The sequence below is a fragment of the Spirosoma sp. 48-14 genome (assembly GCF_001898575.1).
Lineage (GTDB): Bacteria > Bacteroidota > Bacteroidia > Cytophagales > Spirosomataceae > Spirosoma.
Map to the genome: position 1 here is coordinate 12,424 of NZ_MKUD01000041.1, position 22,190 is coordinate 34,613.

The following is a 22,190-nucleotide window of genomic DNA, read 5'->3' on the forward strand; positions in this document are numbered from 1 at the left end:
TAAACCGGAAGTTATGCGATTACTAAATAAAGTTGCCATTATTACGGGTGCTGCACGGGGTATTGGCCAGAAAGCAGCCGAAGTTTTTTGTCAGGAAGGGGCCACCGTCATTATCTGGGATGTACTGGACGAAGGCGAATCTACTGCACAAACGTTACGTTCTCAGGGGTTTCGTTGTGAGTTCAAGCACGTTAGTACAACGGATGTCGAAGCTATAGAAACGGCAGCCAAGGAGGTGGTTGACGAATTTGGCCGGATCGATATTCTGATTAATAATGCAGGCATCACGCGCGACAAAACCCTGCTGAAAATGTCGTTTGCCGAGTGGCAGCAAGTGATTGACGTAAATCTGACGGGCGTGTTTAACTGCACGAAGATCGTAGCCCCGTATATGGTCGAGCAGAAATACGGTCGGATCATCTGTACGTCGTCGATCAACGGCGTACATGGGGCATTCGGACAAACGAACTACGCAGCTGCCAAAGCCGGTATCATTGGAATGGTCCGGTCGTGGGCTAAAGAACTGGGCCCTAAAGGGGTTACTGCCAATGCTGTAGCGCCCGGTTTTATCCAAACCGCCATGACCGATGCCATGCCAGATGACGTTCGAAATCATGCCGTTGCGTCTATTCCTGCCCGACGGATTGGGAAACCCGAAGATATTGCCTATGCCTACCTATTCCTGGCATCCGACGAAGCTTCATTTGTGAATGGCCACGTTTTAGCCGTAAACGGTGGACAGGCGATTTAATGGGTTACGGTATTCGGGTAGGCCGGATGCATAAGTTACTTTCGCATGGTCTGCCCACCGTAAACCGTTATCTTTACGGATGTATTGACCGTAACTTGATCATGTGGAAAAAAATTCAGGAGTTTTATCAGGAGTATAAGCCGTATATTTTTTCAGACGGCTGGTACTACATTTTTATCGTTGTGTTCATTCTAGTGCTGTTTATTTTTTTCTCCTGACAGGGAAGGGAACAGACAGTGCAATCGTAATCTTTACTTCATCGACGTGGCAATTCGGTCAAAAGTTCTGGCCATTATTAATCCCAACTCAGGCACAACATCGGCTGATCAAAAGAAAGTGCTTCTGGATGCGTTTGTGCGTCGTGCAGAAGCACTTGACTATGATCCCGAAGTTCTGTTGACAACGCATGCTGGGCACGCTACCGAACTGGCGACCGATGCTGTGAAGCGTGGCGTAAGCCGGGTACTAACCATCGGTGGAGACGGCACTATCAACGAAATAGCCCAGGCCCTTCGTCGGACATCGACGTCCCTGGGTATCGTACCTATTGGGTCCGGTAATGGGCTGGCCCGACATCTTGGCGTTCCCCTGAATCCACTGAAGGCCATAGATCGGGCATTGAGTGGGCGCCCGGTGGTGATCGATAGTGGTGAGATTAATGAGTATCCATTCTTTTGCACCGCAGGCATGGGCTTTGAAGCGTACGTAGCGCACGAATTTGCCAAAGCTCCTGTGCGTGGGTTACCTACCTATATCCGAACTGCTTTTAGAGCCTTCTGGGCCTATAAACCGCAGCAATACCGAATTGACGGACAGGCGAAAGCCTTGTTTTCAATGACCTTCGCTAATGCCGGACAATTCGGTAATAATGCCTGGATGGCTCCAACAGCTAACATCGCTGACGGGAGGTTGGAACAGTGTGAGATCAGACCGTTTCCGACTCAGGCGGCTGGTATGCTAACCTGGCGACTCTTCAACAAAACCCTGAACCAGTCGAGCTACTGGCGTGGACGATCTATTACCAAAGCGGTGGTAGAGACTGATGGGCCGTTGCTTATCCACGCCGATGGCGAACCGCTGACGTTACCCACAGGCCGGGCAGAGGTGCGCATATTACCGGGTAGTCTGTTGGTACTATTGTAGATAGCCAGTTTTGGACAACGTTCTAGTACTCAAACAGACCCAGAATAACGCCGAGCGCGCCAATCAACGAAGCAATCAGGCCAATAAACGCAACGGTACCAGAACCCATAATCAGCAATAATAAGCCTCCTGTTAGCAGGACAGCGCCACCGATCAGGATAGGCCCTTTGCTCAGCATGGCCTTGTCGGGATGAGCGGGAGCAAGTCGGTGGCTGATCTTCTTATTTACCTTCTTCAGTACGATTCGCTCTATCAAGTTCAGTTTGCGAGGGGCGGCAACGGCAGTTGGTGCCAGCGTGCTATGAGAGGCTGCCAGCAGATGCTTCATTTGTTCGATACGCTTACCCAATTTTTTGCTGGCCACCAGTTTGTTATCGTTACGGGTGTACGTATCAGGCAGGCTATTCGCAACCGTTTCTAGGGAAACCGACTCAGTAAATGATGGAGTAGAAGAAGGAAGGGCAACGGGATTAGCCGTTTGGGTGGTGCGAGTCTGAACGGCCTCGGCTGGGCTGCGCTGAAAATAAGCAGTCGGGCGACTACAAGACGTGAAAAGAGCTGCACCAAACAGGGCGGCTACTGCAAATTGCTTACAGGTCGTGGTCATACATCACTTTTGTAATACATTGAGTTGTTTATTTGGCCTTTTGTTGCTGCCAGGCCGTAAGACGTATTTCGTAAAAGGCTGGTTAATAAAACGCATTTTGTTGAATTTGTAAGCCGCTGGGAGCACAGATACTGCCTTGCGGAAAAGCTATTGCTTGTAATCGTCTGCTTATCTGAGCGTAGACAACTATTAAAATGTGATTAGTATGCCCCGTTCAACCCGCAAAGTCGTCGTAAGTCTCGATACCTACCTGAGTATTCTGGCTGTTGTGTCCAGCTTCTGCGCCATTGGAATAACCTTTTATCAGGCGTATCTGCAACGAACCCAGCAGTACGCGTCGGTTATGCCGATCATGGATAGCTACCTCAATGATAGCGGAGGAGATAAAGCCTGGCAAATCGCAATGATTTTTGTAAATAATGGTGTAGGTCCGGCCATCGTCAAAGAGACACAGATTACTTATAAGAAACAACGGTATAGCGATCTCCGACGAATAGCCGAGGTTATAGTGAGTGAGAAACTGGCGAAAGGTGAGGTGAAGCCAGCCGATGTAGAGGGCTATAGTGTTACTAAATCCGACCTTTGGCCCGAACGGGTTATCTCACCAGGGCAGGCCATTGAACTCTGCAATATCGACCATAAACACGTAGGACGATGGGTCGATGAGGCCATTGGGCGCGGGGATATTCGGGTAAAAATCTGGTACGAATCCATTTACGGAGAGCGCTGGCGATTCGATACGGTACCCGAACGGATCGAGTTGCGAAATGTCAAAATTGAGTAGTGATTTATTGATGGATACCCTCGCATTCGCTCCAAGTCTCCTCCAACACCCCATCAACAATCAAAAACAGACCAGCACAGATGATTTCTTAAAATCTGATCATCCAGCACCAACTCACGAATGTCGGCCGGAAGCTGATCGCGCTGCCATTGACATTCTGCCCGACCTATTTTCTCCTTTTCATTCTCATCAACAGACTCTCTAACAGCTCTTATCGCATAGGCAGCTGCCCCAAGTTCGTGGGCTGCAACATGAGCAACAGCTACGGCCTGTCCGGCGGCCAGAGCGGCAAATCGGGCTGCATCGGGCATTCCTTTGGCCGCAGCATTGGCCGCAAAAGCGGCATTGTGCGCTTGTTTCATAGTAATCTCTCCATTGACCCATGCCCTTGCTAGTTCAATCGCTTTTCGGGGACGTTCGTCAGTAGGATTAGCCTGTTCAAACAACGGAAGTACGTGTTCGGCACAGGTAGCCGCCCATAATGCAAGCAACTGGTGGTTTGAATCGGTCAATGTGCCGCCACGCCGTATCGTAATAAATCGTGGGTCTCGTTCTTTCGGTAAGATCATTGGCTGCCTGACGCAAAATAGGTGTTGTACGATGCTTTACTTAGTATTCAACTCTTCAGCCAGTCCGATGAGAATACCTTCGGGGCCGCGAACGTAGCACAGGCGGTATGATTCCTCATATTGAACCACGTCTCCAACGAGTTGTGCGCCATGCTTACTGAGCCGGGAAAGCATCTCATCAAGGTCTTTAACGGCAAACATGACGCGTAGGTAGCCAAGCGCATTGACAGGCGCATTCCGGTGATCGGCGACGACAGATGGGCTGAGAAACCGCGAGAGTTCGAGTCGACTGTGGCCGTCGGGCGTGACCATCATGGCAATCTCCACGCGCTGATCACCCAATCCGGTAACACGACCCGCCCATTCGCCTGCTACCATGAACCGCCCTTCGAGTTTCAGGCCCAGCTCGGTGAAAAAAGAAATGACATCATCAAGGGATTCTACTACGATGCCCACATTGTCCATTCGTAGCAATTTGTTGTTTACCATGGTTCGAGTCCTTTATAAAGGAAAAGCCGTAAACACTGGATAAAGTTTTGGTCGGTAGATACCTATGTGTTCGTTTTATTGTTCAGCATGAAGCCCAACCTTGTTACCTTCGCTGTCGATGATGATGGCAATTAAACCTGCCGGAATTTGCGTTTTTGGTGCAATGATCTTTCCGCCTGCTTGTTCAACGCGGTCAAGAACAAGTTGAATGTCTGGGCTTGCGTTGATATAAACAACTGTACCGTTGCTTGATGGATGGTTTCTTGCTGACTTTGATAATACGCCTGTGATTCGCCCCGATGTTGCCTGAATAACACCTGGATTAAATGGAAAGAAAACAGCTTCATCGTTTCCGTCAGCCCGTTTCACCATGTCAATATCCAAAATAGTTTCGTAGAATTTTTTCGCCCTGTCGATGTCTGTTACAGGAATTTCAAACCAGGTCAAAACGTTAGTTTGCTCGTCAATTTTTTTTAGCTTTTGCATAGTTTCTAGTTTTATGCAAAGGTCAAAAGCAGGGTAATGTGAGACCTGTGATAAACGTCACAAAATTAAGCCAACACCCTACGCTTTCTTATTCGACTTAAGGTTTCCCTTGCTACCCCGAGAAAAGACGCCAATTGCGAGAGTGAAACCCGTTGTAACATTTCGGGGTGTTTTCTTTCCAGGTATTCCAAACGCTCTTGTGCTGAATAGCGATTGAATAAGGTTGAAAACTCTTCTTGTCTGGTGGCAAACAAGCGTATGCAGTTCCGCCCCAAAGCTTCTATTTCGATATTTTGTTTAGACGCTTGAAACAATTTGTCTTTGTCAAAAACGATTGCTGTCAGCGCTTCACAGGCCACGATAGCATAGGTTGATTTCTGCCCATTTCCAAAGCTACTGATGTTTGTTGCGATCTCGTTTTCAAAGAAAAAACCTGTGTTTTTTATATCTCCGTCAATCGTATAATAGCTTTTACAATAACCGCTATCAATGTAAAAAAGCGACTGGCAAACCTGCCCTTCTTTTAGTAAAAATTCGTTTTTCTTAAACGCTTTCTTTGTTAATGCATCCTGCAACATTTTCCAGCTTGTGTCCGAAAAATTTGTCAGCGAGCGAATATATCTTAATAGATTGTCCATAATGAAGTAAATAATGCAACAAATGGCCGCTTTAGTGGTTCCTAAAATTCCATTTAGAGTTATCACTGTTATAATCAAATTCGGCCAATGTCGGTGTGCTATCGCCAGACGATACCAGTGCTAATTTCTTTCCTGAATTCGGTACGGTTTTGGGCATGATTCGATAAGTGCCATCCGTCAGTTGATCGATTCGCCATAACTGTTCGGGGGCGCCCGTAAAGGCCGGTACGGTTATGACTTCCGCATCGGCAGTAGCCGCTAAGGCTCGATCGGTTCCAGCTAGTACGATCTTATAATAGGGGCCACCCAAATACCCGGTGCTATCAGGCGCATCGGTAATGGTCCATTGTTGATGCGGACGAGACATGTAGTCGCCTATTCGCAGATGAATAGGTCCTGTTGGCCAGTTTTTCTGAACATCGGCTAGTTGCTGAGCCGGAGCGGGTTTAATAGGATCATTGTTAGGCTGGCCAAATCCCCGTGGTCCAACGGCCATTCGGGTGAAATCAACGGCCAGTTCTAAGGCATAGCCTCGTCGTACGGATTCAATTTCATACGTGCCTTCTTTAAACTTCTCTCCGGCAATCGGCCAGCCATCTTTCCAAACCACCGGAAGGATGCCTAATACGCTTCGACCGCCCTGCGCTAAATCGGCTTCATAGTGGATCGACATTTTTTCAACGCCGTTTTCAAGAACAATATGCCCAAAATGACCGGGACCAATTAATCCGCCACGCGTAGCCACCACCATTTTGCCACCCCCTTGCAGCATACTTCGTCCTACATTATCGAGATAAGGGCCTGTTATTTTTTTTGATCGACCCACCACCACGTTATAAGTCGAGTTGGCGCCATCGCAGCAACTGCCGTGCGTGGCAAGTAGGTAATACCAGCCGTCGCGATATACCAACGTGCTGGCTTCACAGACGATAGCTACATCGACGGGTTTGTTGCCAGCCTTAAGCTTGCCTGTTTTAGGATCTAATTCGATCAGGCGCGTGTAGCCAAAATAGGTGCCGTAGGTCATCCAAAGGCGTCCGGTGGTCGGGTCCAGCATTATGCCGGGATCAATGGCATCGTTCTCTTCATAGCCATCCGACGTAGCCACAACAACCGGCTCCGAGTATTTGAAATCAGGCGACTTTGGGTCCAGGGTCTTGTTCCACATGGTCAGAATAGCGCCTTTGTGGTTAGGCGAACCACCCGTTGCGCCATAAACGACCAGGTAACGATCCCCAATCTTAAGGACATCAGGAGCTGCACCACCACCGGGCCTTACTCCACCACCATACCATGTCCAGCCATCGTTGGAAATTAATCCGCCACCGCCCGTGCCGAATGTGTAATACTTGCCTTCACATTCCGCAACGGTTGATGGATCATGTATAAAGGGACGCCCGATCTGTGCGAATGTGGTTTGGGTTATCAATAAAGCAAATAAGGTTGTCAGGCAAGATGCGTTCATTCGTTTCATGTACTAAGTTGTCTTAACTAGCTCGCTAATCCACTCAATCGCTCAATCACTCAATTCTAATACGGAGGTTTTTGACGGGTGACCCTTTTTCATCTAAAAAACGCATGCAGAAATTAGCCATTCCCGGTCCGTTTATGACGGCCCCCCGGACGATGTTTCTTCCCTTTTTAAGCGTTAGTCGGGAAGAGGTAACGTTATCAGCAATCATATCCCGGTCGCCAGAAAGCAGCATGGCTTCCTGACCATTCAGCCACCACATGCTTCCCGAATTACATCCGGCTGCCATCCTGACGTTCTGGATTTCTTCCGGGCAGTCGATTACCGTGACCAGCCAGACAAGGATTCCGTATTTGGGCTTGTTAAGGGCATAGGTAAAATGGTATAAGTTGAAGTTGAACGCCTTGCTGTCCAACGCATACCATTTCAGGGCCTGATTGCCCACGTTTACTGTTTCGCCATTTTTGGGAACGAAGGTGTAATCGCTGGAAAAGTTATCGGCCGAAAACGTAGTGCGGAGGTAGTTGTCGGTGAAAATATTATTTCGGACAATATCTTTCTTGACCGGTTCCAGCACCAGCCAGCGCTGAATAAATCCTTCAGCATCCGGTGCTTTTTGGGTGGCAGAGGCCACCGTGAAGTGCTTGGATAAGGTATGGGTCGTATCGCCTTTTAGCGGAATGGGAGGGAGGGGGATGCGTGGTCCCGGACCTTGTGCAAAAGCGGTAAGGCCGCCAAGTTGTAACCCTGATAAAACGATAAACGATAGTATCGGCAGCAAGGGTTTGCGGTTTCGGTTCATAGCAGATTGCCCTGGTAAGGATCAGTGTTTCTACAGTAAGCGTAGTTTAGGCAAACCTACTCACAATGGCGCTACTAAAATGGGGGCGGTTTGGTAAAGCTTAAAGCCCCTGGAATTAGTGTAATTGATATAAAATGTAGAAAGTATCAGTGTGCAAAGCGTTATAGTTACCGCTACAACGGGCAGGGCTTTATGCGGGTTGGCGAAGTGGCGGATTTAGAAGCACTTATTGTCAATTTAGCACTAAACTTCATTTGAAAACCGAATGTTCAATTTAGCACTGAACCCGCCATTTTGCCAAACTGCTGTTAGCGGCTGGCTATTATTTTTCGTCATTGAGTTCATAGAGATATTCAAATAATGTTTTCTTGTCGCTATTAGTTGTCAATGGGTAATGAAGTGTATGTAAATATTTTCGCTCACCAATTTCCTGTGAATAAAGTCTTACCCCAATTTGTCTTGTGTCAACAGCCATAGCGGAGTAGTCAAAATCTGTTTCATACAACTCACTGTATGAAGGAAAATCTTTTGATGGAAAAGTTTCCTTGTATTCAGTATTCAAATCTGGTTTGAAATATTTAATTAATGATGCTTCAAAGACTGTTACTTCTTGTCCATTCGTCAGTCGCTTTTTCGCTTTATTTACTAATTCCATTAAACTTTCTACGGTCGGAGCTTTTGTGTCCGAACCAACTGAAACGAATGATGTTCCAAAGTCATTTGTTTTTATCTTAAGTCCAATAATTAGGACTTCTTCGTTTGTCCCCTTTTTCAATATGTCAAGTGCAATTTTTTGAACTTTCTCGTGATTAGAAATTCGATAATCAATAGTCTTAACGGTGGTTCGTCCGAAGGCTTGTCCGATGTATAGGACTTCTAAGTCAGAGGGAAGAGGGTTCTTCTCCTTGTCGCCAATCAAGTCATTTTCAAGAAAATTAAAATTCGTTATTAAGTCAAAGTCTCGAATTTCTCTTGCATCCGTGCCGTTGATAGTAACTTGATAAATACCATCTTTCCAAGAATTAATGAAAAGATTATTGGGGTGTCTATATCTTAAATAAATCTTGTTGTGTTTATCGTCCAAGTAGTAAAGAGTTGTCTTACAAAAATCACCATCAAGTTCGCAGCTTTCAAAGAATATTTTTTTTCTCTTACAGACAACATAGATATGATACTTGTTGTCTGCAATGTATTTTGTAAATTCTTTTGTTGCTAGTTCGTTTGGCTCGAATAATATCGGGTCAGTTGAATAAAAATTAAGTCCTAAATTCCAGTTCATATTTGTCGATGTTGTAGTGTTGTCTTAGCTTGCTGCTAACGGATTAGGTATTTGCGATGGTGCGACAATTCTGAACCGTCAGCCGAGTTTTGCACTAAAGTTAAATAGAATTACCGAAGTTGAGCATTTATTCGTCAGCCGCACTATTGCAAATACCCTGTTAGCGGCTGGTCTTCGTCTTTCGGTCAGCAAGTTCTGTCGGTGTTTGTCCAAATTGCTTTTTAAAAGCGAACGAGAAGTGCGACAAGTCTTCAAAACCTAATTCCAAATAGATTTCACTTGATTTTTTGTTTTTCTTGTCTATGAGAAAATGTGCTTCTTTCAGTCGTCTTTCTTTTAGCCAATGATTTGGCGTGTCGTTAAAAGTTTCTTTGAAATCTCGTTTGAAAGCCGATAAACTTCGTCCTGTCAAATACGCAAAGCGTTGTATGCTTACGTTGAACTTAAAATTCTTGTTCATAAACGCTTCTAAATTCAATTTTTCGGGTTTCCCGAAGTCAAAGAAAACGCCAGATAATTCGGGTTGCAATTTCAAAAGTATGAGCAATAATTCTTCTCGCTTCAAGTCTGCAAAAGTTCCGTCAATTTTTCCCGAACGATTGTAATATGGCATTAGCGAACGAACAAAATTTGGAATGAGTTCGTTTTGTTCTAGTTGTACAAATGCTTCTTTGGAACTGAATTTTGTCGGACTTGATTTGTGCTTTTCTTGAAATGATTTGAGAAACTTTTCGTCAAAAATGATGAACACTTTTTCAAACTCGTCATTTTCTTTCTGCTTGTTGTAACGTGCTAAATGATTTTTGCGAACGACACAATATTCGCCCGATTTCAAAACGTGATGTTTATTGCCGTCATAACCGTGCATAGTGCCTTTTGCCAAAAACAAAAAGAAATGTTCGGGTATAAATTGTTCGGGAGAGATTTCGGGTCCGATATAACAAGATTTTATTTCAGTCGCTCTCATTTTAAGTTCCCAAATTTAAGCATACTTTTTACACTCTCAACAATGGCTTCTTCGTTTGTTGCGATTGGTTTCCAATTCAAAACGCGTTTTGCTTTTTCATTGCTTGTGTTACGATTTGTTTTCATCATAGAAGCCACATTTTTTAATTTCGGACTGAACAAACCGCCAATTTTTACAACCCAATCAGGCACTTTTTTAGTGGAAACATTTTTGCTTGCTTCGGGCATTTTTTCTTTGAGATAAACAGCAATTTCGGGCAACGACATTTTTCCGCCTGCTAACGCTAAAAAGCGTTGTCCTTTTGCATTCGGGTTTGTCATTGCACGAATGTGTAAGTCGGCAACGTCCCGAACGTCAATGATGTTCATATACAAATTTGGAATAGCTTTCATTGAGCCATTTACTAAGTTGCGTAGCAACTCAAAACCGCTTGACAAATCTTTGCCCAAAGCGGGACCAAAAATGGCTGTCGGATTGATTGTCGCTAACTCCAAATTTCCGCCTTCTTTTTTGATGAAATCCCAAGCCGCTTTTTCGGCTAACACTTTTGATTTGTTGTAAGACGACAAACCTTTTTCGTTCGGGTCTGTCCAATCGGTTTCTGTTATTTGTGTGCTTGGGTCTTTGTGGCTGTAACCAACTGCACCAAAGTTTGAAGTCATCACAACTCGTTTCACGCCTGCATTTCGTGCCGCTTTCAACACTCGCAATGCACCGTCCACCGCAGGACGAATCATTTCGTTTTCGTCTTTTGGCAAAGCCAAAAAGATTGGCGAAGCAACGTGCAAGACATAAGTGCAACCTTTTACGGCTTCGTCCCAATTTTCGTCTTTGGTCAAGTCAGCCGACACAAATGTTAAGTTGTCAAACGAAGTAATGCCGCCATTTTTCAGCATTTCAATTACTTCGTCTTTTCGTTTTAAGTTGCGAACTGTTGTCTTTACGTTGTAACCTTTTTGTAAGAGTTGCAAAATGCAGTGAACACCGACAAAGCCTGTTCCACCTGTTACCAAAGCTGTTTCTTTATTTTCCATTGTCTAAAAATTTTATGGTGCAAAGTTGAGCATAAAATTTTCAGTCTGCTTTGTTGTAGAGTCCAAAGTCATTTTGCCAGAAAGTCCAAATTTTGGGGTGGTCTTGCTTCTGTTTTTTGTGTGTTTGTTGAAGTCAGCACGGTGGTCTGTTAGACTTGCCGCTAACGAGCAGGTATTGCCGATGGTGGGGAAATAGTATTTCGTCTGCCCGGAACCGCTGCCTGCCTTTTTGATAAAGTTAAATATTAAGAACTAAAGCTGGGCTCTATTCGTCGAGCCCCGAACCACAGCACAGCAGCATTACCGTTGCTGATTGCTCCAATGTCCAGCCCCACTATTGGCAATACCAATGTTGGCTGTAGTGCTTTCTGTCTATGCGGTTTACCTTTTAGCCAGCCATTGTAGCATTTCATTTATTCGTTCTTTGTCACTTTCTTTGTCTGTCCAGCCGAAATTGTTTGTCATTTCTTTAATTACAAATGGGTTATAAACTGTTTTAAGTCTCCAGTTTGTAACTCGGTCTGAAGGAATAACCATTGTTATCAGTCTTGTGGATTTTCGGTGTCTACCAATGACTTTTATATTTTCATAACCGTCTCCCCACATTGGTGGATAACAGTAAACTTTTGTCCCAGGTGAAAAATGTTTTGTGCCCAAAACAGCTTTATTCAAATTTTTGTCAAATCGTTCTTCAACAATATTTCCAACCAAGCAGTAAATAAAGGATATTTCTGAAAGAGCCTTAGGTTGATGAAACTGCTTTTGCAATTCAGAAACTCGTTCTTCAAAATTGTCAAACTTAATTTTCTCCTCGTACATTTTACCGTCGTCAAGTTCAAATTTGAGCAAAATATCTTTGTCAAGTGATTTGTTACTGAATAGCTTTTTGAAGAAGTTTATCATGTCTAGGTGCATTACAGCCAACGAGCAGGTATTGCCGAAGTGCATGGAATAGAATTCCGTCCGCCCGGCTGACTGCTGCAGAGTAAAGATAAAAAAGATGATGATATGCACATAGCTAAAAAGATAAGGTCAAGCTGGATATGCAGCACAACAGAATTACCAAAGTTGAAACACGGCTTCCGTCAGCCTGCATTTTGGCAATACTTATGTTAGCCGTTCGCTTTTCGTCCAGTTATATTATTTTGCAGTACAATTTAATGTTATGGATAAAAACTTGAAGTCTGATTTCTGCATTGTCATTGACTATAAAAAAGATAGCGAAAACCCTTCAAGAGTATTTGAGGCAATGGCATCATTAATAAAAGCCTTTCAAGATTTTGATAACGACTTAATAAAGACCATTGACAATAAAATAGAGACTGTTCTTTTACTTGAGGATATTGAAATAAGTTCTTTAAAAACATGGCTTGCAAATGTGTTAAGAGGTGTCCCGGATGAAGCTGTTAAAGGTTTGAACTGGAAAAAAGCTGTCGGTCATTATTTAGTAAAAGCAAAGCATATTGTCGTTAAAAAACTTGAAGGAAAAACAATTATAACAGATGCAAAAGTCATTGAAGATATACAGTATGAGATTGTCGAAGAAGCAAAAAATACCGATGTAAAACTTTTGCCTAATTATACACCATTACAATTACCAAAATTGTTGGAAAACATAGATAAAATAAATAAGTCACTTGAGTATTTGTCGCCAGAAGATAAGGCAACAATGAAAAGTGAATTTGGTGATGCTACTTTTAATTTGGAGTTAAGCATAACACCAGACGAACTTGAAGATTTAGTCACAAGAGAAACGGTGTCAAACGAAACTATCATGATATTGAAAGTCAGAAAACCTGATTACTTGGGTAATACTATGTGGGATTTTAAACATGGGAGTAGAAGTGTCCCAGCTAAAATTTCACATGAAGAATGGCTAAAAGATTTTCAGTCACGAAAAATTGATATTCGTCCCGGTGATTCTATTAGGGCCAAAGTGAAAACAGAAGTCAAATATGGTCACGACTTTGAGGTTATTGGATATAATTATGAAGTCTTAGAGGTTCAAGAAGTCCTACAAGAAAAAGGCGATAACCAGTCGAAACTACCATTTGAGGGGTCTGTCTAAAGTGACGGCTAACGTTTTCGGGCTTTGCGTTCGGGCGGGTTTCGGAGCACAAAGCTTCATTTTATTACTAAAGTTCATTAGAAGCATAATGCTTCAAGTTTGCACGTCAGCCCGCCTGACGCAAAACCCGTGTTACCAGCCGTTATTTCTCTAATAAGTCTGCATATCTATCCACTTTTTCACCTTTTGTCACCATAATGTTTTTTTCAAAGTCAAAGAAAGGCTCAAGTTGCCAGTCCTCACTCCCAGCGAACCCTATTCTAGAATAAAAGTCGAGGAAGCTCCACAAATTGTCACCGAGAATTTTTCCGTGCATGCTATCTCCTTCGTGAGAAAAATATATTATCTCGGAAGGATTATTTCCAATGGCGATTACATCTCCATTTGGAACATCCATAAAAGGCAATTTGTCTCGCCATTGTTTTTCCGTTATTTCAATTGCTTCTCTGTCGTTATATTCTGGGTCAATGGATGCCTTTATCCATTCTTGAAAATTAGAGTACTGTTCAGCAAGTGAATTTAAATTCCAATAAATGTCACCAGAAAAATTCTGTCTGAACTCCTCTGAAAGTGTTTCGTCAAATTGATAGCTAAATTCTAAATGTCTAGAAAAAAGAAATAATTTTCTTAAGTCGTCAGGTATAGTCTTGCCAATTTGCTTTTCAATAGAATCTATTTCAGTCAGGGTCGCTGGTCTGTCGATGAAAGGCTTAAGTGTAATTGTCCAGTTTTTTCGTTTGGCAATTTCCATTAGCCAATCGATTTTATTTATCACTTGTTTGTATGTCTGTTCGTCTGTCATTATAATGGCTTGTAACGACCGGGTATTGCAGGTGTTGGGGAATTTGCCAACGTCCAGCCCGGTGCTGAAGTTAAATTTATAAAATAAAGTTGATGATTAGGAGAGAAGCTCAATAGAAATCCGTCCGCCTGAACCAAAGTTGATTAAAGCTTTTCCAGCCGATTGTTATTCTGTCCGCCCCAATGACTGCAATACCATGTTACAAGCCGTTTTTCTTTTTAGGGTATTTTGAATACTAAATCTATAGTTTCATAACTTCTTAACTTTTCTATACAAGTTATTTTATTTTCTGAGTTATAGTAGTATTTTTCTATTATTAATCCATTAGGTAAATTTTTCCTTTTTTTCCAAACTTCATATACTGTAGAATGTGTTAATAAAGGTTTAAGATTAAATGATGTATCAATTATGTAAACTTCACTACCTGACTTTTTCTTCAATTCTTTTTTACTCTTTAAAATAAAACGTTTGCAAATTTTGTTGTTTAAAATAGTATCATTTAATGCTGTAAAATCGTAATTACGAACTTGATATTTATAAGGATTAGCATAAATGTGTAAGTTTTCGCCTTTAAAATAATATACTGGGTTATTAAATATCCCTGTATCAGTTTTAGTACTATAGGATATACCTTTTTGATCAACAAACGTTAAAGTGCTTTCTTCATCTGTAAGTTTCCATAGATATGCATTGTAACTATTGATTTTATCATTCATCAAATAAGTTATTACACCATTTTTTTGATTGTTTTCAAAACGCAAAGAATCATATACAATTTTCCTATTAAAGTTGTATTCATTAGCATGGGATAATAGAAAAAACGCTATTTGTAATTTGAAAAGATTGATCATAAAATGGCTTGTAACGGTTTCGGGCTTTGCGTTCGGGCGGGAAATCTAAGCACTTACGTTGATAAATATACTAAAGTTTAATAATATACAAATGTTGAATTATGCACTTCAACCCGCCTGACGCAAAACCCGTGTTGGCAGTAGTTTTTGTCACTCTGCTTTAGGAAAAACGACTATAGAACCAAGCTGATTAATTATTGAATCTCTACACTTTTTTTTGAAATCTTCATCATTATTCTCCAAAATATGTTTTGCAATAAAGAATAAGTCGGCCGTTTTAATTAATGCAATATTTTCTCTTTTTGCTCCAGCTTTGCATTTTTCTGTAAAATCTAAAGTCCTTTCACTTAAATCAATAAGTCTTTGAGGATTCCCAAAAATTATCCCTTTCGCTTTTTCAAGTACTTCTTCTCTTTCAAAATCTTCCGCAAGCGAATCATTTAATTGTCTAAACTTCGATACATCTATGTCTTTATTATCTTTCCCTTCACATTCACCTATAAATCTATCACCTTCAGGTGAAACAATAACAGCATCTAACTCCAACTTGCCATTGTCATAATTTTCAGCACTATAGCCTAATATTTCAAGTGCTTTTATTACAGCTTTTTCAAGTTGCTTCCCTGTCTCAAAAATCAAGTCTTTAATAATAGTTTCCTTCTCTATTTGTTGAGAAATGCTGCTGTTCTCAGCAGTAAGTTTTTCAATTTTTTGGTTATTTGTAATTATCTTTTTGCATAACTCTAATTCAGCCTTTAGCTTAAATAAATCTTTGTCTAACCAAGTTGGTTTCATCGATTTTTCTTGGTTGTCAAGTATTTTATTATTTAATTCAACAATGAAATTTATAAAATTATTTCCAAGTTGTATTGCTTGCTTTGACCATACTTCTTTTCCATTTTTAGTTTCAGTTAAGTCCTCAAAGTCTATAAAAGGAAGTAAAATAAGATTTCCTTTATCAATTGGAATAATTCCAGAAACTATTTCCCTGCCATTTTTGGTAGCTAATAATGGTTTCAAATTATCTGCATCTATGTAACATTTGAAAGATAATATTGAGCTGAATGTTTTAACTAATTCACTCATTGAGTTATCAATAACTTTAAATGATGAGCCATTCGTATTTGTTAATTTTATCTTTTCAATGAATTTGTAATTATTGTAAGAGTCAACATAATTTGTCCTTCTTGCATTTCGACCAGTTCCAGAAATATCGTATTTCCCAGTCTGAATAAAGAAGTCATAGAAACTGCTAACAATTACAAAAACATTTTTGCCCGATTTTATAAAAGATGAAATTTCTTTTTTCCAATACTCCGAATCCTCTTTTATTATTTTAGAACCGGTATCACCATAACTATCCTTTCCTTGATAGTTGCTTTCAATGTTAAGATAGCTGTCAAAAGGTTTTATGATTACTATATCACTTTCGTCAAGTGATAATTTTGTGTTAAAGAAACTATTAAATTTTCCTTGTCCAGGAATTTCAAAATTAATTGCTGTTATATGTTTCATAGGGTGTCTATAAAATTACTGCCAACATCCGTATTTACGGAAGTCTCTTTACTTTCAGGCAAACTTTCGTAAATATCGGCTATGTCTGGGAGTGCCTGAGCCCTAAATTGATACAGAGCCTTCATAGCCTGACTACGGATTGCCGTATCAAACATAGTATTTCTGACTAAATGTCCAAATTATCTAACGGGCTTTTTATCTGATCGAACCCTTTGGTAGTCAGGTGGGTATAAATCTCGGTAGTCTTGCTGCTTTCGTGTCCTAGCAGGAGTTGTATGTATCGTAGGTCGGTTCCGTTTTCGAGTAGATGTGTGGCAAATGAGTGGCGCAGCGTATGCACGGTTACGTGCTTTTTGATGCCTGCCTGCTCACAGGCCCGTTTTAGCACTAGTTGAATGCTTTTAGTGGAATAAGTGGGGCTGTCCTGACCTTCAAACAGGTAATGTATGGGTTTGTATTGACGATAATACTCACGGAGTAGTATCAGCATTTTTTGAGAGAGCAGCGTATATCGGTCTTTTTTACCTTTTGATTGCTCAATCCGTATTTGCATCCGGCTTGAGTCTATGTCCTTGATTTGTAGATTTATGGCTTCGCTAATACGCAAGCCAGACGAGTAAATGAGCATCAATACGGCACGGTGCTTAAGGTTTTTGACCTGAGCAAAGATGCGGGTAATTTCGTCGCTACTAAGCACTGTGGGTAGCTGGCGTTCTTTGGGAGGGCGTTGTAGGGTGTAGAGCTTTCGTTTTCCGCCGAGTACTTTCTCATAATAAAACTTAATGGCATTGATGGCCTGGTTTTGGTGCGAGGCCGATACCTTACGGTCAATGACCAGATACTGACAAAAAGCGATAATCTTACGGTCGTCTATCTGGTCAATATCGTCGGTGGGGTAGTAGTTGATGAACTCCTCAAACAAGCTGACATAGTTTTTTAGCGTCTGCTGACTATATCTTAATTCCTTCATTTTCAGTAGGTAGCTTTCTGGGCATGGCCTATAATTGGCTATTGATGAAGCCGACGGACGGGGTACTCGCTCAACGATGTCGGTGTTTTCCTGATAGCGCACAGGCAGATTATGCTGGGCGGCTGCTTCCCGAATTTGACTAACAATCCTGTCGGAATAGGGCAAGGTCCACCATTTGTTTTTAGCATCCCACTTGCAGAATGGTAAGGATTTGATAACCTTAACAAGAGCGGAGTGGTAGCCAAAAATAAGACGCAATCGGGTGGCATTATGCCGATAAATTAGTACTTCGCCAGCAGGTGTGCCAGCGAGTTGTGGAGACTGATTAGGTTGTATTACTGGTTGATGTTCAATGATTTGTGAAATCCGACTACCAAAATAGGTCTGAATTTGCTGAAAGTTGTCTTTGTAGTCTGGCACCGTCCAGAAGCGGCCTTGTTTATCCCAGCGAACAAACTGAAAACCGAGTATAAACCGAACATCAATGTCGTTTTTAGGCATTCTGATGAGGATTTTGTTGCCTAATTTCTCAATAACTACTCCCGTTGTGCTGGGCAACAATGTAGGCTCAGGTTTTATGCCCGTTGGTTTGGTTTCAGGAGCAGGCGTTGACAAATTCTCAGTGTGTTCGGTCAACTGTTGTTCCTGCCCTACGATAGTAATATCAGGGAATAAGGCCTTTAACTGATTGAATGCCTGCTGATTGTAAGGGATGTGCCAGGCCCTGTGGGTACGACTCCACCTGGCATCGGGTATTTGCCGAAGTATAGCTGCCATTTCCCGATTGTAAGGAAAATCAACCTTGATTCGGTCTTTATTATGATGATTGATTTTCAGAATATTAGGCATATTGAGTTTCGTAAATACAACTTGATTTGAGGAATAAACGAAACAAATTAAGGGAGTTCACTGGCCCCTGTATCGACTTTTCGATCCAGCATAATGAGTTGTTCGGCTACTATTTCGGTTACATATCGGCGGTTGCCGTCTTTGTCGTCATAGTGCCGTGTCTTCAATTTACCTTCGATATAAACAAGGCTGCCTTTCTGTAGGTATTTGTGGGCGAGGTCGGCCAGGCTGCGCCATAGCACTACCGTGTGCCATTCGGTGTTGTATTGGGGCTGACCGTTTCGGTCTTTGTATGCCTCAGTAGTGGCCAGTGTTAATTTAGCAACAGCTATGTTCCCATCAAGTTGTTGGTAGTCGGGGTCGGCACCGAGGTTACCAATGAGGGATACTTTGTTTAATCCGCGCATGTGACTATTCGTTACAGGTGAGAAATGCATTCATCAAAAACAACTAGTTGGCTAACTAGCGAAAGGATGGAAATTCAGGCGGGTTTTTCAGGAACAAGCCCGATATTTGCCCCTCCAAAACTAGACTGATAATCGGGCGGTTAGTAACCCGTTATCTTTTTGCCGATGTCTCAAAAAGTAGTTCTTGCCTTTAGTGGAGGTCTGGATACCTCCTTCTGCGTTAAATATCTGTCCGAAGACCGGGGTATGGATGTGTATTCGGTGCTGGTCGATACGGGCGGTTTTTCGGATGCCGAACTGAAAGCCATTGAAGAGCGGGCGTATTCGCTGGGCGTGAAATCGCATAAGACGATTTCGAAAACCGACGATTATTACCAGCAATGCCTGAAGTTTCTGGTGTTTGGTAATGTCCTTAAAAACAACACGTACCCGCTTAGCGTGAGTGCCGAACGGATTTTTCAGGCCATCGCTGCGGCCGAATATGCCCGTGAAATCGGTGCGTCGGCTATTGCTCATGGTAGCACCGGAGCTGGTAACGATCAGGTGCGGTTCGATATGGCGTTTCGGATCATAGCGCCCGATGCCGAAATCATCACGCCCATTCGCGATCTGCGGCTATCGCGGGAAGCCGAAATCGAATACCTTAAGTCGAAAGGGGTAGATCAGGAGTGGCACAAAGCGGCTTACTCGATCAACAAGGGTTTGTGGGGAACCTCAGTGGGCGGTAAGGAAACTTTAACCTCCGATCAGTTCCTGCCCGAAACGGCCTGGCCTACCCAGATCACCAAAACCGAGCCTGAAACCATTACGCTGACGTTCCAGCATGGCGAAATCCGGGGTGTTTCGGGCGCTACATTCTCGGAAATGTACCCCAACTCGGTCGATGCCATCCGCAAGATCACTGAAATCGCCGGACCGTTTGGTATTGGCCGCGACATCCACGTGGGCGACACCATTATTGGTATCAAAGGCCGCGTTGGTTTCGAAGCCCCCGCTCCGCTGATTCTGATCAAGGCGCACCACACGCTCGAAAAGCACGTACTGGGTAAGTGGCAACTGTATTGGAAAGAACAACTGGCCAACTGGTACGGGACTATGCTACACGAAGGTCAGTTTATGGACCCGGTAATGCGGAATATCGAAACCTTCCTGGCCGATTCGCAGGCGCATGTGTCGGGTAAGGTACACGTGCTGCTGGCTCCTCACCGTTTCCAGGTGCTGGGCATCGAGTCGGAGCATGATCTGATGTCGTCGAAGTTTGGTTCGTATGGCGAAATGAACAATGCCTGGACCGGCGACGATGTGCGGGGCTTCTCGAAAGTAGCCTCCAATCAGGTGATGATCTACGAGAAAATCAACAACCAGTGATCGGTAAAGCCCGAAAATACTGTGCTCCCCGGAGTGTAGCTTATCCATTGCAACTGCTCGATGTAGTGGTGGATGGCTATGCCCGGGGTAGCTATTCCCGTCGGGATTTTGGGCCGCCCAATCTGGATGCGCCCGTTATACTGGTGATGACATCGGGGCATCTGGGCGATGCGTTGATCGTATCGTACATTTTCCCGCTCATCCGGCAACGCTATCCCAATGCACAGATCGATGTGTTGGCCGGAAGCTGGTGTGATCCGATCTGGAAAGGAAATCCCTACATCCGGCGGATTGTCCATCTGAACCATCCGAACACTAACCGACGGCCGTTGTCGAAATGGCAGAAATGGCAGGAGTTTTACCAGACTACCAAAGCGGCCATCGCGACGCTTGAGGATACCATCTACGATTTTTCGATCGATGTTCGGTTTTCCGATTCGCCCATGCATTTTGTGTTGCCGTATTTGAAGGTGAAACGTAAAATCGGCTATGGCACACGCGGCTTCGGAGGACTGCTCGACGACGAGTTTTTTATGCCCGACGAGGAGGTTCACAACTTCGATCTGATACTGAAGCTGCTGAAACCTATGGGAATCGAAGCCGATTTGCGTACCGTAAAGCCCTATTTCATACATCCCGACGAATCCCCTGCCCAGTTGTGGGGTAAACTGGATCGGTCGGTTCCAACTCAAAAACCGATTCTGATCTTCCCGGAATCGGGCGATGAAGTGCGGATGTTGCCGCTGGAATATTGGAGTGAACTGGCGGTCCGTCTGCTGCAGGCAAGTAGCTCCCCGATTGTTTTTGGTGGTCAGAAAGCGTTTACGACAAACCTTTATGAGCACGTTCGGGCGGCTGAACCTGCCTTTGCCGACAGACTCATATCGGCCGTTGGTAAGCTAACCCTGCAAGATATGGCTAGTCTGAGCGAACAGGCAAAGGCTGCGTTTACGCTCGATTCGCTTCCCATGCACTTGTGTTGTTTGGGTTGCCCTACGCTTTCGTTTCAGAAACGTGGTATGGGTATTCAGTTTTTCCCCATTTCGAGCCAGCCAACGCTGGTGATCCACAATCATGAGCCGAGCCGATACCTTACCCTTGACCGTCCTAATTTCAAGAGTGAATATGTCACGATGTTTGACGATGCGGTGCTGGATCTGGCTATGGAATGGTTTCGGGCAATAACTGGTTAACTAGCTATGGCACAGAGATACACAGAGGGCTTATTAAAATTCTCTCTATGAATCTCTGCTTTTCTCCGTGTATCTCTGTGTTCCAATCCCTTTTAATAATGGAAAAAATTAACGTTGGTATTATTGGCGGAGCAGGCTACACGGGTGGCGAACTGCTGCGTATTTTGATTAACCACCCCTTTGTTAATGTTGCGTTTGTGCATAGTAAGAGCCAGGCTGGTAAACCCGTCTGGTCAACTCATACCGATCTGCTGGGCGATACCGATCTGACCTTTTCGGGCGAGGAAACAGCCGAACTGGTGGCGCAGGAAGGGCTGGATGCCATTTTCCTATGTTCGGGACATGGTGCATCCGCTACCTTTATGGCCGACCACGAGGTATCGGACGATGTGATGGTGATCGACCTCAGCGCCGACTTCCGCGACGAGCACGACGATTTTGTGTACGGTCTGCCCGAACTGCAACGCGAGCGGATTCAGGAAGCGACCCGGATTGCCAACCCCGGCTGCTTTGCAACCAGTATTCAACTGGCACTCCTGCCCTTGGCAAAAGCGGGTAAGCTGACCGATGCTGTACAGGTTAGCGCCATTACGGGCAGCACTGGAGCCGGACAGGCGCTGGTACCTACAACCGGCTTTACCTGGCGGAACAACAACGTGTCGATCTATAAAGCGTTTACGCACCAGCATCTGGCCGAAATTCGTCAAAGCCTGACCCAGTTAGAGCCTGATTTTAAGGCGGCTATCAATTTTGTCCCTTACCGGGGTGATTTTACGCGGGGCATCATGGCCAATGTGTACACGCCTTTTTCAGGGACACTGGACGAAGCCAAACAAGTCTACAAAGCCTATTACGAGAACCACCCGTTCACGCATGTCAGCGACACGCCCGTTGACGTGAAGCAGGTGGTGAATACCAACAAATGTTTGTTGCATCTGGAAGTACACGATGGTCAATTGTTGATTACGAGCGTGATCGACAATCTTACCAAAGGAGCTTCGGGCCAGGCTGTTCAGAACCTGAATCTGGTCTTCGGCTTGCCGGAAGATTCTGGCCTTCGACTGAAATCAGTGGCGTTTTGATAATGTAACGCGGCTGGAAAGCCGCAGCCTGGCGATTAAAATCACGGCTTTCCAGCCGCGTTACG

At 43.7% G+C, this 22,190-nt stretch carries 23 protein-coding genes; 7 read left to right on the top strand and 16 right to left on the bottom strand.

The window, feature by feature from the left end; all coding sequences use genetic code 11:
- Positions 1–13: 13 nt before the first annotated feature.
- Positions 14–751 carry a 3-oxoacyl-ACP reductase FabG gene (gene fabG, locus BGO59_RS20335; RefSeq protein WP_293686179.1) on the top strand — a complete coding sequence of 246 codons (738 nt, stop codon included), beginning with the start codon at positions 14–16 and terminating at the stop codon, positions 749–751.
- A gap of 264 nt (positions 752–1,015) precedes the next feature.
- A complete protein-coding gene (locus BGO59_RS20340) occupies positions 1,016–1,894 on the top strand; it encodes a diacylglycerol kinase family protein (protein ID WP_293686180.1) in 879 nt (292 codons plus the stop codon).
- Between the two features lie 22 nt (positions 1,895–1,916).
- Here BGO59_RS20340 and BGO59_RS20345 read toward each other — a convergent pair whose 3' ends face one another.
- Complete coding sequence (locus BGO59_RS20345) at positions 1,917–2,501, bottom strand: hypothetical protein (RefSeq protein WP_293686181.1); 585 nt, start codon at positions 2,499–2,501, stop codon at positions 1,917–1,919.
- 205 nt (positions 2,502–2,706) lie between these two features.
- Here BGO59_RS20345 and BGO59_RS20350 point away from each other — a divergent pair, with 205 nt between their 5' ends.
- The gene (locus BGO59_RS20350) at positions 2,707–3,285 is read left to right on the top strand and encodes a hypothetical protein (RefSeq protein ID WP_293686183.1); all 579 of its coding nucleotides are present in this window, start codon (positions 2,707–2,709) and stop codon (positions 3,283–3,285) included.
- A gap of 53 nt (positions 3,286–3,338) precedes the next feature.
- On the opposite strand, the gene BGO59_RS20355 is transcribed toward BGO59_RS20350, so the two are convergent.
- From BGO59_RS20355 to BGO59_RS20400, 10 genes are all read right to left on the bottom strand, one after another.
- Entirely contained in the window at positions 3,339–3,854 is a 516-nt protein-coding gene (locus BGO59_RS20355) for a putative immunity protein (protein WP_293686185.1), read from the bottom strand.
- Positions 3,855–3,890: 36 nt separating this feature from the next.
- On the bottom strand, positions 3,891–4,319 hold the full coding sequence (locus tag BGO59_RS20360; RefSeq protein WP_293686417.1) for a VOC family protein: 429 nt from the start codon (positions 4,317–4,319) through the stop codon (positions 3,891–3,893).
- 99 nt (positions 4,320–4,418) lie between these two features.
- Entirely contained in the window at positions 4,419–4,829 is a 411-nt protein-coding gene (locus tag BGO59_RS20365; RefSeq protein ID WP_293686187.1) for a VOC family protein, read from the bottom strand.
- 65 nt (positions 4,830–4,894) lie between these two features.
- Positions 4,895–5,467: a Crp/Fnr family transcriptional regulator gene (locus tag BGO59_RS20370; protein ID WP_293686189.1), complete on the bottom strand. Its 573-nt coding sequence runs from the start codon at positions 5,465–5,467 to the stop codon at positions 4,895–4,897.
- A gap of 31 nt (positions 5,468–5,498) precedes the next feature.
- The gene (locus BGO59_RS20375; RefSeq protein ID WP_293686191.1) at positions 5,499–6,941 is read right to left on the bottom strand and encodes a family 43 glycosylhydrolase; all 1,443 of its coding nucleotides are present in this window, start codon (positions 6,939–6,941) and stop codon (positions 5,499–5,501) included.
- Between the two features lie 46 nt (positions 6,942–6,987).
- A complete protein-coding gene (locus BGO59_RS20380) occupies positions 6,988–7,740 on the bottom strand; it encodes an acetylxylan esterase (protein WP_293686193.1) in 753 nt (250 codons plus the stop codon).
- Between the two features lie 322 nt (positions 7,741–8,062).
- Positions 8,063–9,019: a hypothetical protein gene (locus BGO59_RS20385; RefSeq protein ID WP_293686195.1), complete on the bottom strand. Its 957-nt coding sequence runs from the start codon at positions 9,017–9,019 to the stop codon at positions 8,063–8,065.
- Between the two features lie 160 nt (positions 9,020–9,179).
- On the bottom strand, positions 9,180–9,986 hold the full coding sequence (locus BGO59_RS20390; RefSeq protein ID WP_293686197.1) for an AraC family transcriptional regulator: 807 nt from the start codon (positions 9,984–9,986) through the stop codon (positions 9,180–9,182).
- Positions 9,983–11,020, bottom strand: a complete 1,038-nt coding sequence (locus BGO59_RS20395; protein ID WP_293686199.1) for an aldehyde reductase — start codon at positions 11,018–11,020, stop codon at positions 9,983–9,985. Before BGO59_RS20395 ends, BGO59_RS20390 begins: the two co-directional genes overlap by 4 nt.
- 381 nt (positions 11,021–11,401) lie before the next feature.
- On the bottom strand, positions 11,402–11,923 hold the full coding sequence (locus tag BGO59_RS20400; RefSeq protein ID WP_293686201.1) for a hypothetical protein: 522 nt from the start codon (positions 11,921–11,923) through the stop codon (positions 11,402–11,404).
- 262 nt (positions 11,924–12,185) lie between these two features.
- Between BGO59_RS20400 and BGO59_RS20405 the strand changes: the two genes are divergently transcribed.
- Complete coding sequence (locus BGO59_RS20405; protein ID WP_293686203.1) at positions 12,186–13,088, top strand: hypothetical protein; 903 nt, start codon at positions 12,186–12,188, stop codon at positions 13,086–13,088.
- A gap of 142 nt (positions 13,089–13,230) precedes the next feature.
- Here BGO59_RS20405 and BGO59_RS20410 read toward each other — a convergent pair whose 3' ends face one another.
- The 5 genes from BGO59_RS20410 to BGO59_RS20430 all read right to left on the bottom strand — a co-directional run bounded on the left by BGO59_RS20410 (position 13,231) and on the right by BGO59_RS20430 (position 18,482).
- Complete coding sequence (locus BGO59_RS20410; RefSeq protein ID WP_293686205.1) at positions 13,231–13,890, bottom strand: SMI1/KNR4 family protein; 660 nt, start codon at positions 13,888–13,890, stop codon at positions 13,231–13,233.
- A gap of 218 nt (positions 13,891–14,108) precedes the next feature.
- Positions 14,109–14,741 carry a hypothetical protein gene (locus tag BGO59_RS20415; RefSeq protein ID WP_293686207.1) on the bottom strand — a complete coding sequence of 211 codons (633 nt, stop codon included), beginning with the start codon at positions 14,739–14,741 and terminating at the stop codon, positions 14,109–14,111.
- Between the two features lie 150 nt (positions 14,742–14,891).
- Positions 14,892–16,256, bottom strand: a complete 1,365-nt coding sequence (locus BGO59_RS20420; protein WP_293686208.1) for a hypothetical protein — start codon at positions 16,254–16,256, stop codon at positions 14,892–14,894.
- 166 nt (positions 16,257–16,422) lie between these two features.
- The gene (locus BGO59_RS20425) at positions 16,423–18,075 is read right to left on the bottom strand and encodes a tyrosine-type recombinase/integrase (RefSeq protein ID WP_293686210.1); all 1,653 of its coding nucleotides are present in this window, start codon (positions 18,073–18,075) and stop codon (positions 16,423–16,425) included.
- A 47-nt stretch (positions 18,076–18,122) separates the two neighbouring features.
- Positions 18,123–18,482: a single-stranded DNA-binding protein gene (locus BGO59_RS20430; RefSeq protein ID WP_293686212.1), complete on the bottom strand. Its 360-nt coding sequence runs from the start codon at positions 18,480–18,482 to the stop codon at positions 18,123–18,125.
- 165 nt (positions 18,483–18,647) lie between these two features.
- Here BGO59_RS20430 and BGO59_RS20435 point away from each other — a divergent pair, with 165 nt between their 5' ends.
- The 3 genes from BGO59_RS20435 to argC all read left to right on the top strand — a co-directional run bounded on the left by BGO59_RS20435 (position 18,648) and on the right by argC (position 22,125).
- Positions 18,648–19,850 carry an argininosuccinate synthase domain-containing protein gene (locus BGO59_RS20435; protein ID WP_293686214.1) on the top strand — a complete coding sequence of 401 codons (1,203 nt, stop codon included), beginning with the start codon at positions 18,648–18,650 and terminating at the stop codon, positions 19,848–19,850.
- The gene (locus tag BGO59_RS20440) at positions 19,847–21,043 is read left to right on the top strand and encodes a glycosyltransferase family 9 protein (protein WP_293686216.1); all 1,197 of its coding nucleotides are present in this window, start codon (positions 19,847–19,849) and stop codon (positions 21,041–21,043) included. The genes BGO59_RS20435 and BGO59_RS20440 overlap by 4 nt, the downstream gene beginning before the upstream one ends.
- Positions 21,044–21,141: 98 nt before the next feature.
- On the top strand, positions 21,142–22,125 hold the full coding sequence (gene argC / locus BGO59_RS20445; RefSeq protein WP_293686218.1) for an N-acetyl-gamma-glutamyl-phosphate reductase: 984 nt from the start codon (positions 21,142–21,144) through the stop codon (positions 22,123–22,125).
- The last annotated feature ends 65 nt before the right edge of the window (positions 22,126–22,190 follow it).